We start from the raw sequence: 13,598 nt of genomic DNA, 5'->3' as shown, positions 1-13,598 counted from the left end.
CGAAGGGAATTGCCGTGCTAAACCGTTATCCTTTGTGGAAGTATCTGATGTTGATCGTCGTGATCCTCGTCGGTCTGCTTTATGCGCTTCCCAACATCTACGGTGAGGATCCGGCCGTACAAATCACTGGCGCGCGCGGTGTCGCCGCCAGTGAAACTACGCTGGACCAGGTCCGTACCGTATTAGAAAAAGACAACATCGCGAGCAAGTCGATTGCGCTGGAAAATGGCGCTATCCTGGCTCGCTTTAAAGATCCTGACGTTCAGCTGCGCGCCCGCGAAGCGCTGGTGACCGAGCTGGGTGACAAATTCGTCGTGGCGCTGAACCTGGCGCCGGCCACGCCGACCTGGCTGGCCATGCTGGGCGCAGAACCGATGAAACTCGGCCTGGACCTGCGCGGCGGCGTGCACTTCCTGATGGAAGTGGACATGGACACCGCGTTGAGCAAGCTGCAGGAACAGACCATGGATACCCTGCGCAGCGAGCTGCGCGAGAAGGGCATTCCTTACGCGTCTATCCGCAAGCTGGACAACAACGGCGTGGAAGTTCGCTTCCGTGACGATGCGGCTCGCGACCAGGCCATCAGCTATATCGGCCCGCGTCAGCGCGATCTGGTGCTGTCCGCCAACGGCGCCAACACCATGAAAGCGAACCTGACGGACGCCCGTCTGAGCGAAGCGCGTGAATACGCCGTCCAGCAGAACATCACTATCCTGCGTAACCGCGTCAACCAGCTCGGCGTCGCCGAACCGCTGGTGCAGCGCCAGGGCGCTGACCGCATCGTGGTCGAGCTGCCGGGCATTCAGGACACCGCGCGCGCCAAAGAAATTCTGGGCGCCACCGCGACCCTCGAATTCCGTCTGGTGAACACCAATGCGGACGCCACCGCGGCGGCCAATGGCCGCGTGCCGGGCGATTCCGAGGTGAAATATACCCGCGACGGCCAGCCGATCGTGCTGTACAAGCGCGTGATCCTGACCGGTGACCACATCACCGACTCCACCTCGAGCACCGACGAATACAACCAGCCGCAGGTTAACATCTCGCTGGATAGCGCCGGCGGCACGTCGATGTCCAACTTCACCAAGGACAACATCGGCAAGCCGATGGCGACCCTGTTCGTGGAGTATAAGGACAGCGGTAAGAAAGACGCCAACGGCCGTGCGGTGCTGGTGAAACAGGAAGAAGTGATCAACGTGGCGAACATTCAGTCGCGTCTTGGCAACAGCTTCCGCATCACCGGTATCGGCAACCCGAACGAAGCGCGTCAGCTTTCGCTGCTGTTGCGTGCGGGTGCGCTGATCGCGCCGATTCAGATCGTTGAAGAGCGCACCATCGGTCCAACCCTGGGTCAGCAGAACATTACCCAAGGTCTGGAAGCCTGTCTGTGGGGCCTGGTGGCGTCCATCGTCTTCATGGTGGTCTGGTACCGTAAGTTCGGCGTGATCGCCACCACGGCGCTGGTCGCCAACCTGGTGCTGATCGTCGGCGTGATGTCCCTGTTGCCGGGGGCGACGCTGACCATGCCGGGCATTGCCGGGATCGTGTTGACGCTGGCGGTGGCGGTCGACGCCAACGTACTGATTAACGAACGTATCAAGGAAGAGCTGAAGAATGGCCGGTCCGTTCAGCAGGCAATCCATGAGGGCTATAAAGGCGCGTTCTCCAGTATCGTCGACGCCAACATCACCACGCTGATCACCGCGGTCATCCTGTACGCAGTGGGCACCGGTTCGATCAAAGGCTTTGCGATCACCACCGCGATCGGTGTGGCGACGTCCATGTTCACCGCGATTGTCGGTACCCGTGCCATCGTCAACCTGCTTTACGGCGGCAAACGCATTAACAAGCTGTCTATCTGAGGAGTGCGTTGTGGCACAGGATTATACTGTTGAGCAACTCAACTACGGCCGTAAAGTCTACGACTTTATGCGCTGGGACTATTTGGCCTTCGGCATCTCGTTGCTGCTGTTGGTCGCGTCGATCGTCACCATGTCGGTGCGCGGGTTTAACTGGGGTCTGGATTTCACCGGCGGTACGGTGATTGAAATCAACCTGGAGAAGCCGGCTAACCTTGACCTGATGCGCGACACGCTGGAGAAGGCCGGGTTCCAGGATCCGATCATCCAGAACTTCGGCAGCAGCCGCGACGTGATGGTGCGCATGCCACCGGCGACCGGCACCGCAGGCCAGGAACTGGGCAACAAGGTGATCGGCGTGATCAACGACTCGGTGGATAAAAACGCCACCGTGAAGCGCATCGAGTTCGTCGGCCCGAGCGTGGGCAGCGAGCTGGCGCAAACCGGCGGCATGGCGCTGCTGGTGGCGTTGATCTGTATCCTGATCTACGTCGGTTTCCGCTTCGAATGGCGCCTGGCGCTGGGGGCGGTTATCGCGCTGGCGCACGACGTGATCATCACGCTGGGCGTGCTGTCGCTGTTCCACATCGAGATTGACCTGACCATCGTCGCTTCCCTGATGTCGGTTATCGGTTACTCGCTGAACGACAGCATCGTGGTCTCCGACCGTATTCGTGAGAACTTCCGCAAGATCCGCCGCGGTACGCCTTACGAGATCATGAACGTGTCGTTGACCCAGACGCTGAGCCGTACGCTGATGACTTCCGGTACTACCCTGATGGTGGTGCTGATGCTGTACATCTTCGGTGGCGCGATGCTGCAAGGCTTCTCGCTGGCGATGCTGATCGGCGTGTCGATCGGTACCGTTTCCTCCATCTACGTCGCGTCCGCGCTGGCGTTGAAGCTGGGGATGAAACGCGAGCACATGCTGCAGCAAAAAGTGGAAAAAGAGGGCGCGGATCAGCCTTCGATTCTGCCTTAACCGCCGCAGTATTCAGCGAAATGAGAAGGAGCGCCAATGGCGCTCTTTTTTTTGCTTTGGGTTTCAGCGTTGCTGCACCACCGCCGGTTGGGCGGTGGCCACCAGACTGTGCAGACGGATATAGCCGAGCTGTTCCGGCGTCAGGCCGCTGAAGCGTAGCTCGAAGTCCTGACCGGGTTTCGGCAGCAGCGAGTCGGCGCTGGCGATCGGTTGCGACAGCGCTTCGGCGGTCAACGGCCGGCCGGTGGCTTCATCCAGTTGACCCCATTCCACCACCGCGTTGAACGGCGGCAGCGTGGCCTGTGAGAGGATGCGCACATGCAGCTGCGCCTGCGTGCCGTTGGCTTCGCTCTTGATGTGGCTCAGTGAAACGCTCAGTTCGCCGAGGCTGCTCTGCAAACGGGCGGCGTTCCGGGCTGCCGGCAGCAGGTAGACGCCGTTGTCGGAGTGCTGATTGAGCAAATTCTGCCGCTCCAGTGCGGTGGTTTGGTCGGTCAGTACGCTCACTTTCTGGTTCAGCGCGGCGACCTGATGGCGCAGCTGAGGCACGGCGGTGTTGTGCGCGCAGCCCGCCAGCAAAATGGCGGCGGCGAGCAGGGCGATTTTAGGGTAACAGGTTGTCATGACGGCGATTTCCTATGCTGAGTCTCCTGCTATCAAGCTTAGTCCGCATAGTGGTGAAAGTCATATCGCTGCCACCTTCCCGCCGCCTGTCGCAACAAATGGCCGCCGCCCTTTGTTGTGGCTGCACTTCGGGTTAAACTGCATTTATCTATAAAAAACGTTTATCAGGACGTGTTATGCATTGCCCTTTCTGCGCCGCCGTTGATACCAAAGTCATCGATTCCCGCCTGGTGGGGGACGGTTCGCAAGTGCGCCGCCGCCGCCAGTGTCTGGTATGCAATGAACGCTTCACCACCTTCGAGGTGGCCGAGCTGGTGATGCCGCGAGTGATTAAAAGCGATGAGGTGCGCGAGCCGTTCAACGAAGACAAACTGCGTCGCGGCATGCTGAAAGCGCTGGAAAAGCGCCCGGTCAGCTCGGACGATGTGGAAAACGCCCTTAATCATATCAAATCCCAACTGCGCGCCACCGGCGAACGCGAAGTGCCGACCAAGTTAGTCGGCAATCTGGTGATGGACGCGCTGAAAAAGCTGGATAAGGTGGCCTACATTCGCTTCGCGTCGGTGTACCGCAGCTTCGAAGACGTGCGCGAGTTCGGTGAAGAGATTGCCCGCCTGCAAGACTAAAGGATCTTTCATGCATCACGACGAATTTTACATGGCGCGCGCCTTCGAACTGGCGCGGCTGGGGCGTTTCACCACCGCGCCCAATCCGAACGTCGGCTGCGTTATCGTGCGCGACGGCGAAATTGTCGGTGAAGGCTATCATCTGCGCGCCGGCGAGCCGCATGCGGAAGTGCACGCGCTGCGCATGGCGGGCGACAAGGCGCGCGGCGCCACCGCCTACGTGACGCTCGAGCCGTGCAGTCACCACGGCCGCACGCCGCCCTGCGCCGATGCGCTGGTGGCCGCCGGCGTGACGCGGGTGGTCGCGGCGATGCAAGATCCCAATCCTCAGGTGGCGGGGCGCGGCTTGTACAAGCTGCAGCAAGCCGGCGTCGAAGTCCGTCATGGCCTGATGCTGGCCGAGGCCGAAGCGGTCAACCTGGGCTTCCTCAAACGCATGCGCACCGGTTTCCCCTATGTGCAGCTGAAGCTGGGCGCGTCGCTGGACGGCCGCACGGCGATGGCCTCCGGCGAAAGCCAGTGGATCACCTCACCCGAAGCGCGTCAGGACGTGCAGCGCCTGCGCGCGCAGAGCGCCGCCATTCTCAGCACCAGCGCCACCGTACTGGCGGACGATCCGTCGCTGACGGTGCGTTGGGATGAGCTGGACGCCGAGACGCAGCGCCTCTATCCGCGCGAAAATCTGCGCCAGCCGCTGCGCATCCTGCTCGACAGCCAAAATCGCATTACCCCGCAGCACCGCGTGGTGCAGCAGCCGGGCGCTACCTGGCTGGCGCGTCTGCAGGCGGATGAACAGGCCTGGCCGCAAGAGGTCGAACAGTTTATCTGCCCGGCGCACGGCGGCGGCATCGATCTGGTGGTGATGATGATGCTGTTGGCCAAGCGCCAGGTGAATTCAATCTGGGTAGAGGCGGGCGCAACGCTGGCCGGCGCGCTGCTGCAGGCTGGCCTGGTGGATGAGCTCATTTTGTACATCGCGCCGAAACTGTTGGGCGATAATAGCCGCGGCCTGTGTCATCTGCCGGGCCTGGAACGGCTGGCCGACGCGCCGGAATTCGTCTTTAGCGACGTGCGTCAGGTTGGCCCCGATCTGCGTTTGCGCCTGCGGGCGAAACACTGAATCTCGCGCCCGCGCGCCGGTTTTACAAAAGCGCCGCGCAGGCGATGAAAGAATATGATAGAATCCGCCCCCCTGCGGGGTATTGAACCCATTTTTAAGGAAAGCCCATGAAAGTTATCGAAGGTGTTGTTGCTACTCCAAATGCCCGTGTGGCGATCGCAATTGCACGTTTTAACAATTTCATCAACGACAGCCTGCTGGAAGGTGCCATCGACGCGCTGAAACGCATTGGTCAGGTTGCTGACGACAACATCACCGTTGTCTGGGTCCCGGGCGCTTACGAGCTGCCGCTGACGGCGAGCGTATTGGCCAAAACCGGCAAATACGACGCGGTTATCGCGCTGGGCACCGTTATCCGTGGGGGCACCGCGCACTTCGAATATGTAGCGGGCGAAGCCAGCTCCGGCATCGGCAACGTTGCGATGAATGCCGAAATCCCGGTTGCCTTTGGCGTGCTGACCACCGAAAGCATCGAACAGGCGATCGAACGCGCCGGCACCAAAGCGGGCAACAAGGGCGCTGAAGCCGCGCTGACCGCACTTGAAATGATTAATGTTATCAAAGCTATTAAAGCCTGAATTTAGTTAAGGGGAATTCCGTGAAACCTGCTGCTCGTCGCCGCGCTCGTGAGTGCGCTGTTCAAGCGCTTTACTCTTGGCAGTTGTCTAAAAACGACCTTGCCGATGTTGAACACCAGTTCCTGACGGAGCAGGATGTCAAAGATGTTGACGTCGCCTATTTTCGCGAGTTGCTGTCCGGCGCGGCAGTGAATGCAGGTATGCTGGACGAACTGATGGCGCCTTACCTGTCGCGTCAGCTCGAAGAGCTGGGCCAGGTGGAGCGCGCGGTGCTGCGCGTCGCGCTGTTTGAACTGAAAATGCGCGAGGATGTCCCTTATAAGGTGGCGATTAACGAAGCGATCGAGCTGGCGAAAACCTTCGGCGCGGAAGACAGCCACAAGTTTGTGAACGGGGTGCTGGATAAAGTGGCGCCAACCCTTCGCAAGAAAAAGTAAAACATTAAGGCCGGCATTCCCGGCCTTAATTTCTTCTAGTGGAATATCGATATGGCATGCGGCGAATTTGACCTCATTGCCCGCTATTTTGACCGGTTTAAGCGCGTGCGCCGGGATGTACAGTTGGGCATTGGAGATGACTGCGCACTGCTGGCAGTGCCGGAAAAACAGCTGGTGGCCGTCAGTACCGATACGCTGGTGGCGGGCATTCACTTCCTGCCGGACATCGATCCGGCCGATCTCGGTTACAAGGCGCTGGCGGTCAATCTGAGCGATCTGGCTGCGATGGGCGCCGATCCTGCGTGGCTCTCGCTGGCCCTGACCCTGCCGGAGGTGAACGAGCCGTGGCTGAAGGCCTTCAGCGACAGCCTGTTCGATCAGCTCAACTATTACGGCATGCAGCTGATTGGCGGCGATACCACGCGCGGCCCGCTGAGCATGACGTTGACCATTCAGGGGCTGATCCCGGCCGGCCGGGCGCTGACCCGCAGCGGCGCGCGCATCGGCGACTGGATCTATGTGACCGGCACGCTGGGCGACAGCGCCGCCGGTCTGGCGATCCTGCAGGATCGCCTGGCGGTGACGGATGCGGCGGCGCGCGATTATCTGGTCGCGCGTCATCTGCGGCCGCAGCCGCGGGTGTTGCAGGGGCAGGCGCTGCGCGATCTGGCCAGCTCGGCGATCGACATCTCCGATGGCCTGATTTCCGATCTGAAGCATATCCTGAAGGCCAGCGACTGTGGCGCACGCATCGTACTGGACGAGCTGCCGATGTCGCAGGCGCTGAGCAGCCACGCCGATGCCGAGCAGGCGCTGCGTTGGGCGCTGGCGGGCGGCGAAGATTACGAGCTGTGCTTCACCGTGCCGGAGATCAACCGCGGCGCGCTGGAAGTGGCGCTGAGCCACCTTGGAGCCGACTACACCTGTATCGGCCAAATTGGCCCGCTGTCTGAAGGTATTCGCTATTATCGCGACGATGAGGCGGTAGAGCTGGACTGGGCCGGCTTCGATCATTTCAACGCGGAGCCGGGCACCGATGGATGAAGCCAAGCGCCGGCTGCGGATGAGCAATCCGTGGCACCTGCTGGCCACCGGTTTTGGCAGCGGTTTGTCGCCGGTGATGCCGGGCACCATGGGATCGCTGGCGGCGATCCCGTTCTGGCTGCTGCTGATCCAACTGCCGTGGCAGCTTTACTCGCTGGCGGTGATGTTCAGCATTTGCATCGGCTTCTATATTTGCCATCGCACGGCAAAAGACATGAAGGTGCACGATCACGGCAGCATCGTCTGGGACGAGTTCGTCGGCATGTGGATCACGCTGATGGCGTTGCCGGTCAACGATTGGCGCTGGGTCGCCGCCGGTTTCGTCATCTTCCGCATTCTGGATATGTGGAAGCCGTGGCCGATCCGCTGGTTCGACCGCAACGTGCATGGCGGCATGGGTATTATGGTCGACGATATTATCGCCGGCGTGCTGTCCGCCGGCATCATCTACCTGATTGGGCACCACTGGCCGATCGGGCTGTTCTGACAGACGGGCGCGCTGTTTCGCGCCCGCTTCTCTTTATTCAAACCCTGTCACCCGGTGCGGCACGTAAGCCGTCTCCAGTTCCGCCACCTCTTGCGGCGACAAACTCAAATCGACTGCGGCGATGGCGTCGTCCAGCTGTTCGCTGCGCGAAGCGCCGACGATCGGTGCGCTGACCGCCGGCTTGTTCAGCAGCCAGGCCAGCGCGATCTGCGCGCGTGACACGCCGCGTTCCTCGGCGAGGCTGGCGACGCGCTCGGCGATAATGGCGTCAATGCCTTCGGTTTCCTCGTACAGGCTCTTGCCGAACTGGTCGGAAACCAGCCGCGCGGTGGTTTCGCCCCAGGGGCGGGTCAGGCGGCCGCGCGCCAGCGGGCTCCACGGCAGCACGGCGATGCCTTCGGCGGCGCACAGCGGGTGCATCTCGCGCTCTTCTTCGCGCTGGATCAGGTTGTATTGATCCTGCATGCTGACGAAGCGCGTCCAGCCGTGCAGATCGGCGGTATACAGCGCTTTGGCGAACTGCCAGGCGTACATCGAGGAGGCGCCGATGTATCGCGCCTTACCGGCTTTCACCACGTCGTGCAGCGCTTCCAGCGTCTCTTCCAGCGGCGTTTCGTAATCCCAGCGATGGATTTGCAGCAAATCGACATAGTCGGTGCCCAGACGCCGCAGGCTGTCGTCGATGGATTGCATGATCTTGGCGCGCGACAAACCGCGCTCCAGGTTGCTCAGCGGGAAATACACCTTGGTGGCGATCACCACCTCCTCGCGGCGCGCATAGTCGCGCAGTGCCCGGCCGAGGATCTCCTCGCTGCTGCCGTCGGAATAGCTGTTGGCGGTGTCGAAAAAGTTGATGCCGGCTTCCAGCGCCTGTTTCAGCAGCGGACGGCTACTCTCTTCAGGCAGCGTCCAGGCGTGATTGCCGCGGTTCGGTTCGCCGTAGGTCATGCAACCCAGGCAGATGCGCGAGACGTTCAGATCGGTGTTGCCCAGTTTCAGGTACTTCATGCTTGCCTCCCATTCACAGCTCAGACAGTAACTGTAGCGCGGATCCCGAAGGGCGGAAACGAAAACGCCCCCGCAGGCGGGGGCGTTTGTCAGGTGCAGGCGGTGATTACTGCGCCTGCCAGGTTTCGATTTGGCGCTGAATACCGGCGGCGTCCAGCCCCAGATCGGCACGCAGCTCTTCCTGGCTGCCCTGCGAGACGAAGCTGTCCGGCAGGCCGAGGTTCAGCACAGGCACCGGGCGGCGTTTGGCCATCAGCAGTTCGTTAACGCCGCTACCGGCGCCGCCCATGATCGCGTTCTCTTCCAGCGTGACCAGCGTTTCATGGCTGGCGGCCAGTTCGAGCACCAACTGCTCGTCCAGCGGTTTGACGAAGCGCATGTCGACCAGCGTGGCGTTGAGCGCTTCCGCCGCTTGCGCGGCCTCCGGCAGCAGGGTGCCGAAGTTGAGAATGGCGATCTTTTCCCCCTGACGGCGCACCACGCCTTTGCCGATCGGCAGCAGGCTGAGCGGCTCCAGCGCAGCGCCGGTGCCGGTGCCGCGCGGATAGCGCACGGCGCTCGGGCCATCGTTATAGTGATAGCCGGTATACAGCATCTGCCGGCATTCGTTCTCGTCGCTTGGCGTCATGATCACCATGGTCGGGATGCAGCGCATGAACGACAGATCGAACGCCCCCTGATGGGTCTGGCCGTCGGCGCCGACGATGCCGCCGCGATCGATGGCGAACATCACCGGCAGGTTTTGGATCGCCACATCGTGGATCAACTGGTCGTAGGCGCGTTGCAGGAAGGTGGAATAGATCGCCACCACCGGCTTGTAGCCGCCGATCGCCAGCCCGGCGGCGAAAGTGACCGCGTGCTGCTCGGCGATCGCCACGTCGAAATATTGCTGCGGGTAGTCGCGAGAGAACTGCACCATGCCGGAGCCTTCGCGCATCGCCGGCGTGATCGCCATCAGCGAGCTGTCTTTGGCGGCGGTTTCACACAGCCAGTCGCCGAAGATTTTCGAATAGGTCGGCAGACCTCCGGCGCTTTTCGGCAGCGTGCCGCTGGCGGGATCGAACTTCGGCACCGCGTGGAAGCTGATCGGATCCTTCTCCGCCGGCGCGTAACCACGGCCTTTCTTGGTCATGATGTGCAACAGCTGTGGGCCTTTCAGATCGCGCATGTTTTTCAACGTGGCGACCAGGCCCTGTACGTCGTGCCCGTCTACCGGGCCGATGTAGTTGAAGCCCAGCTCTTCGAACAGCGTACCCGGCACCACCATGCCTTTCAGGTGCTCTTCGGTGCGTTTCACTAGCTCCTTGATCGGCGGCACGCCGGCCAGCACTTTCTTGCCGCCTTCGCGCAGGGTGGAGTAAAGCTTGCCGGACAGCAGCTGCGCCAGGTGATTGTTCAGCGCGCCGACGTTTTCCGAGATCGACATCTCGTTGTCGTTCAGCACCACCAGCATGTCCGGATTGATGTCGCCGGCGTGGTTCATCGCTTCGAACGCCATGCCGGCGGTAATGGCGCCGTCGCCGATCACACACACCGTGCGGCGGCCTTTGCCTTCACGCTCTGCCGCCACCGCCATGCCGAGGCCGGCGCTGATCGAGGTCGATGAGTGGCCGACCGACAGCACGTCGTATTCGCTTTCGGCGCGCCACGGGAAGGGGTGCAAGCCGTTCTTTTGCCGAATGGTGGCGATGCGGTCGCGACGGCCGGTCAGAATTTTGTGCGGGTAGGCCTGGTGGCCGACGTCCCACACCAGATGATCGAACGGCGTGTTGTAGACGAAATGCAACGCCACCGTCAGTTCGACGGTACCCAGCCCGGAGGCAAAGTGGCCGCTGGAACGACTGACGCTGTTCAGCAGGTATTGCCGCAGCTCATCGCACAGCTTCGGCAAGCTCTCTTTGGGCAGCAAGCGGAGTTCCTCGGGGTTTTCCGCTAGCGCCAGGGTTGGGTATTTGGCTATATCAAGACTCATTCGATACTCATATCAGAGGAGTTAACGTCACACGTTAATTGTCGCGTTCAATAATGAAGCTGGCTAACGCTCGCAATGGCGCTGTGTTATAAGATTGCGCTGCCAAAGTGTCCAATGCAGCTAATGCTTCCTGATAGAGATCCCACGCTTTTGCTTTCGCGCTGTCAAGCCCGAGTAACGCCGGGTAGGTACTCTTTCCGTGTTGTTGGTCCGCTCCCTGGCGCTTGCCGATTTTCTCAGTCTCGCCGACAACGTCCAAAATGTCATCCTGAACCTGGAACGCCAGGCCGACCGCGGCGGCGTAACGATCCAGCTGCGGCAGCGCCGCTCGCCCGGCTTCGCCGGCGCTCAGCGCGCCCAAGCGCACCGCCGCGCGGATCAGCGCGCCGGTTTTGTGGCGGTGGATCTGCTCTAGCGCCTGCAGATCGACGCGCTTGCCTTCGGCTTCCAGATCCAGTGATTGGCCGCCGCACATGCCGGCTACGCCGCTGGCGGTCGCCAGTTCGGAGACCATCGCCAGCCGATCGCGCAGGGCCACGTCGGGCATCTCGGCATCGGCCAGGATCGAAAACGCCAGCGTTTGCAGCGCATCGCCGGCCAGGATCGCGTTGGCTTCGCCGAATTTAATGTGGCAGGTCGGCTGGCCGCGGCGCAGATCGTCGTCGTCCATCGCCGGCAGATCGTCGTGGATCAGCGAGTAGGCATGAATGCATTCTACCGCTGCCGCCGGCGCATCCAGGTTGCTCAGCGACACGCCGAACATCTGGCCGGTGGTGTAGACCAGGAACGGGCGCAGGCGCTTGCCGCCCAGCAAGGCGCCGTGACGCATCGCCGCCACCATGTTGCCGTCGTTGAACGGCAGCGGGGCGATGAAGTCCAACAGCGCGCGATCGGCACGCTGGCGGAAAATCTGCATTTGATCGGCAAAAGCGGCCGATGGGGCGATCTCAGACATGTCGGTTACTCGGTATCCGGTGTAAAAGGCGTCAGCGCCGCATCGTCGGCGCTGTCGTTAAGGAGTATCTGCACACGCTGTTCCGCCTGTTGCAGTTTCTGCTGGCCTTGACGCGCCAGCTGTACGCCACGTTCGAACTCGTTCAGCGCGTCTTCCAGCGGCAATTCGCCTGACTCCAGACGCGTCACGATGCTTTCCAGCTCGCCGAGGGCGCTTTCAAAGCTGGCAGTTTGCTCTGTACTGGCTGATTGTGCTGGTTTTTTCGGCATAATTTTCTTTTTACGTCATCATGTGAACCGTGGCGCCAGAGCCTATCCTAGCGGATCTTGATTAGCAAATCATGGCGCTCATGTGTGGTTTTGTGCGCAGAGCACGGCGATATGGTGATATACTCCGCGCCGTAATTCTTATCTGACAACAAAGACCGCCATGAAGTTTATCATTAAATTGTTCCCGGAAATCACCATCAAGAGCCAATCTGTGCGCTTGCGCTTTATCAAGATTCTCTCGACCAATATTCGCAACGTCCTGAAGCAGTATGATGAAACGCTGGCGGTCGTCCGTCACTGGGATCATATCGAAGTTCGCGCCAAAGATGAAAACCAGCGGCCGATCATCGCCGACGCCCTGACGCGCATTCCCGGCATCCACCATATTTTGGAAGTGGAAGACCGCGCTTATACCGACATCCACCACATCTTCGAGCAGACGCTGGAAGCCTACCGCGCCCAGTTGGAAGGCAAAACCTTCTGCGTGCGCGTCAAGCGCCGCGGCAAGCAGGCGTTCAATTCGCAGGACGTAGAGCGCTACGTCGGCGGCGGCCTGAACCAGCATATCGAGAGCGCGCGCGTTAACCTTAGCCGCCCGCAGGTCACGGTAAATCTGGAGATTGAAGACGACAAGCTGATGCTGGTCAAACGCCGCCTCGAAGGCATCGGTGGTTACCCGGTCGGCACCCAGGAAGACGTACTGTCGTTGATTTCCGGCGGTTTCGACTCGGGCGTCTCCAGCTATATGTTGATGCGTCGCGGTTGCCGCGTGCACTTCTGCTTCTTCAACCTGGGCGGCGCTGCGCACGAGATCGGCGTGAAGCAGGTGGCGCACTACCTGTGGAACCGCTTCGCCAGCTCGCACAAGGTGCGCTTCGTCGCCATCGACTTCGAACCGGTGGTGGGCGAGATCCTGGAGAAGGTCGACGATGGCCAGATGGGCGTGGTGCTCAAGCGCATGATGGTGCGCGCCGCTTCGCAAGTGGCCGAACGCTACGGCGTGCAGGCGCTGGTGACCGGCGAGGCGCTGGGGCAGGTCTCCAGCCAGACGCTGACCAACCTGCGTTTGATCGACAATGCGTCCGATACCCTGATCCTGCGTCCGCTGATCTCGCACGATAAAGAGCACATCATCAAGCTGGCGCGCGAAATCGGCACCGAAGACTTCGCCAAAACCATGCCGGAATACTGCGGCGTGATTTCTAAGAGCCCGACGGTGAAAGCGGTCAAGGCCAAGATTGAAGAGGAAGAGAGCCACTTCGATTTCAGCATTCTCGACCGGGTGGTGAGCGAAGCGAAGAACGTCGATATTCGCTCTATCGCCGAGCAGGCGCAGGAGCAGGTGACCGAGGTGGAAACCGTCGCGGCCTTCGGCGCCGACGAGGTGATCTTGGATATCCGCTCCAACGACGAGCAGGAAGAGAAGCCGCTGCAGCTGGAACAGGTTGAAGTGAAAGCGCTGCCGTTCTACAAGCTGAGCACCCAGTTTGGCGATCTGGATCAGAGCAAAACCTACCTGCTGTATTGCGAGCGCGGCGTGATGAGCCGCCTGCAGGCGCTGTACCTGCTGGAGCAAGGCTTCAGCAACGTGAAGGTTTATCGCCCGTAACGCACGGAGCGGCATAAATGAGAAGGGC

At 61.0% G+C, this 13,598-nt stretch carries 14 protein-coding genes; 9 read left to right on the top strand and 5 right to left on the bottom strand.

What is annotated here, in order from left to right; translation table 11 throughout:
- Positions 1–14 precede the first annotated feature (14 nt).
- Both secD and secF read left to right on the top strand, forming a co-directional pair.
- Positions 15–1,862, top strand: a complete 1,848-nt coding sequence (gene secD, locus ACJ8J5_RS21575) for a protein translocase subunit SecD (protein WP_004940390.1) — start codon at positions 15–17, stop codon at positions 1,860–1,862.
- Between the two features lie 10 nt (positions 1,863–1,872).
- Positions 1,873–2,841, top strand: coding sequence for a protein translocase subunit SecF (gene secF, locus ACJ8J5_RS21570; RefSeq protein WP_004940389.1), 969 nt, complete (start codon positions 1,873–1,875; stop codon positions 2,839–2,841).
- 63 nt (positions 2,842–2,904) lie between these two features.
- On the opposite strand, the gene ACJ8J5_RS21565 is transcribed toward secF, so the two are convergent.
- Positions 2,905–3,465, bottom strand: a complete 561-nt coding sequence (locus tag ACJ8J5_RS21565; protein WP_414104758.1) for a DUF3251 domain-containing protein — start codon at positions 3,463–3,465, stop codon at positions 2,905–2,907.
- A 176-nt stretch (positions 3,466–3,641) separates the two neighbouring features.
- Between ACJ8J5_RS21565 and nrdR the strand changes: the two genes are divergently transcribed.
- The 6 genes from nrdR (at position 3,642) to pgpA (ending at position 7,757) form a co-directional block, all read left to right on the top strand.
- A complete protein-coding gene (gene nrdR / locus ACJ8J5_RS21560) occupies positions 3,642–4,091 on the top strand; it encodes a transcriptional regulator NrdR (RefSeq protein ID WP_004940387.1) in 450 nt (149 codons plus the stop codon).
- A gap of 10 nt (positions 4,092–4,101) precedes the next feature.
- Positions 4,102–5,211 carry a bifunctional diaminohydroxyphosphoribosylaminopyrimidine deaminase/5-amino-6-(5-phosphoribosylamino)uracil reductase RibD gene (ribD, locus tag ACJ8J5_RS21555; protein ID WP_089195588.1) on the top strand — a complete coding sequence of 370 codons (1,110 nt, stop codon included), beginning with the start codon at positions 4,102–4,104 and terminating at the stop codon, positions 5,209–5,211.
- Between the two features lie 107 nt (positions 5,212–5,318).
- A complete protein-coding gene (gene ribH, locus ACJ8J5_RS21550) occupies positions 5,319–5,789 on the top strand; it encodes a 6,7-dimethyl-8-ribityllumazine synthase (protein WP_004940385.1) in 471 nt (156 codons plus the stop codon).
- Between the two features lie 20 nt (positions 5,790–5,809).
- The gene (gene nusB, locus ACJ8J5_RS21545) at positions 5,810–6,226 is read left to right on the top strand and encodes a transcription antitermination factor NusB (protein WP_004940384.1); all 417 of its coding nucleotides are present in this window, start codon (positions 5,810–5,812) and stop codon (positions 6,224–6,226) included.
- Between the two features lie 51 nt (positions 6,227–6,277).
- Complete coding sequence (gene thiL, locus ACJ8J5_RS21540) at positions 6,278–7,270, top strand: thiamine-phosphate kinase (RefSeq protein ID WP_043135634.1); 993 nt, start codon at positions 6,278–6,280, stop codon at positions 7,268–7,270.
- Positions 7,263–7,757 (top strand): phosphatidylglycerophosphatase A, encoded by a 495-nt coding sequence (gene pgpA / locus ACJ8J5_RS21535; protein ID WP_414104757.1) that lies wholly within the window; start codon positions 7,263–7,265, stop codon positions 7,755–7,757. The genes thiL and pgpA overlap by 8 nt, the downstream gene beginning before the upstream one ends.
- 33 nt (positions 7,758–7,790) lie before the next feature.
- Here pgpA and ACJ8J5_RS21530 read toward each other — a convergent pair whose 3' ends face one another.
- The 4 genes from ACJ8J5_RS21530 to xseB all read right to left on the bottom strand — a co-directional run bounded on the left by ACJ8J5_RS21530 (position 7,791) and on the right by xseB (position 11,961).
- A complete protein-coding gene (locus tag ACJ8J5_RS21530) occupies positions 7,791–8,765 on the bottom strand; it encodes an aldo/keto reductase (RefSeq protein ID WP_025301752.1) in 975 nt (324 codons plus the stop codon).
- 106 nt (positions 8,766–8,871) lie between these two features.
- Positions 8,872–10,737 carry a 1-deoxy-D-xylulose-5-phosphate synthase gene (dxs, locus tag ACJ8J5_RS21525; RefSeq protein ID WP_414104756.1) on the bottom strand — a complete coding sequence of 622 codons (1,866 nt, stop codon included), beginning with the start codon at positions 10,735–10,737 and terminating at the stop codon, positions 8,872–8,874.
- A gap of 34 nt (positions 10,738–10,771) precedes the next feature.
- The gene (gene ispA, locus ACJ8J5_RS21520) at positions 10,772–11,692 is read right to left on the bottom strand and encodes a (2E,6E)-farnesyl diphosphate synthase (protein WP_043135638.1); all 921 of its coding nucleotides are present in this window, start codon (positions 11,690–11,692) and stop codon (positions 10,772–10,774) included.
- Between the two features lie 5 nt (positions 11,693–11,697).
- Positions 11,698–11,961, bottom strand: coding sequence for an exodeoxyribonuclease VII small subunit (gene xseB / locus ACJ8J5_RS21515; RefSeq protein WP_025301755.1), 264 nt, complete (start codon positions 11,959–11,961; stop codon positions 11,698–11,700).
- Positions 11,962–12,121: 160 nt separating this feature from the next.
- Between xseB and thiI the strand changes: the two genes are divergently transcribed.
- Positions 12,122–13,570 carry a tRNA uracil 4-sulfurtransferase ThiI gene (gene thiI, locus ACJ8J5_RS21510; RefSeq protein ID WP_141970671.1) on the top strand — a complete coding sequence of 483 codons (1,449 nt, stop codon included), beginning with the start codon at positions 12,122–12,124 and terminating at the stop codon, positions 13,568–13,570.
- The last annotated feature ends 28 nt before the right edge of the window (positions 13,571–13,598 follow it).

Origin of the sequence: Serratia sp. CY43202 (genome assembly GCF_052168755.1) — a bacterium.
Lineage (GTDB): Bacteria > Pseudomonadota > Gammaproteobacteria > Enterobacterales > Enterobacteriaceae > Serratia > Serratia bockelmannii.
This window is presented reverse-complemented; position numbering and strand designations above follow the sequence as displayed.

What these genes read in the sequence shown, in the direction of transcription:
- ACJ8J5_RS21565 (WP_414104758.1), bottom strand. Translation starts at nt 3,465, where the DNA reads ATGACAACCTGTTACCCTAAAATCGCCCTGCTCGCCGCCGCCATTTTG.
- nrdR (WP_004940387.1), top strand. Translation starts at nt 3,642, where the DNA reads ATGCATTGCCCTTTCTGCGCCGCCGTTGATACCAAAGTCATCGATTCC.
- ribD (WP_089195588.1), top strand. Translation starts at nt 4,102, where the DNA reads ATGCATCACGACGAATTTTACATGGCGCGCGCCTTCGAACTGGCGCGG.
- ribH (WP_004940385.1), top strand. Translation starts at nt 5,319, where the DNA reads ATGAAAGTTATCGAAGGTGTTGTTGCTACTCCAAATGCCCGTGTGGCG.
- thiL (WP_043135634.1), top strand. Translation starts at nt 6,278, where the DNA reads ATGGCATGCGGCGAATTTGACCTCATTGCCCGCTATTTTGACCGGTTT.
- pgpA (WP_414104757.1), top strand. Translation starts at nt 7,263, where the DNA reads ATGGATGAAGCCAAGCGCCGGCTGCGGATGAGCAATCCGTGGCACCTG.
- ACJ8J5_RS21530 (WP_025301752.1), bottom strand. Translation starts at nt 8,765, where the DNA reads ATGAAGTACCTGAAACTGGGCAACACCGATCTGAACGTCTCGCGCATC.
- dxs (WP_414104756.1), bottom strand. Translation starts at nt 10,737, where the DNA reads ATGAGTCTTGATATAGCCAAATACCCAACCCTGGCGCTAGCGGAAAAC.
- ispA (WP_043135638.1), bottom strand. Translation starts at nt 11,692, where the DNA reads ATGTCTGAGATCGCCCCATCGGCCGCTTTTGCCGATCAAATGCAGATT.
- xseB (WP_025301755.1), bottom strand. Translation starts at nt 11,961, where the DNA reads ATGCCGAAAAAACCAGCACAATCAGCCAGTACAGAGCAAACTGCCAGC.
- thiI (WP_141970671.1), top strand. Translation starts at nt 12,122, where the DNA reads ATGAAGTTTATCATTAAATTGTTCCCGGAAATCACCATCAAGAGCCAA.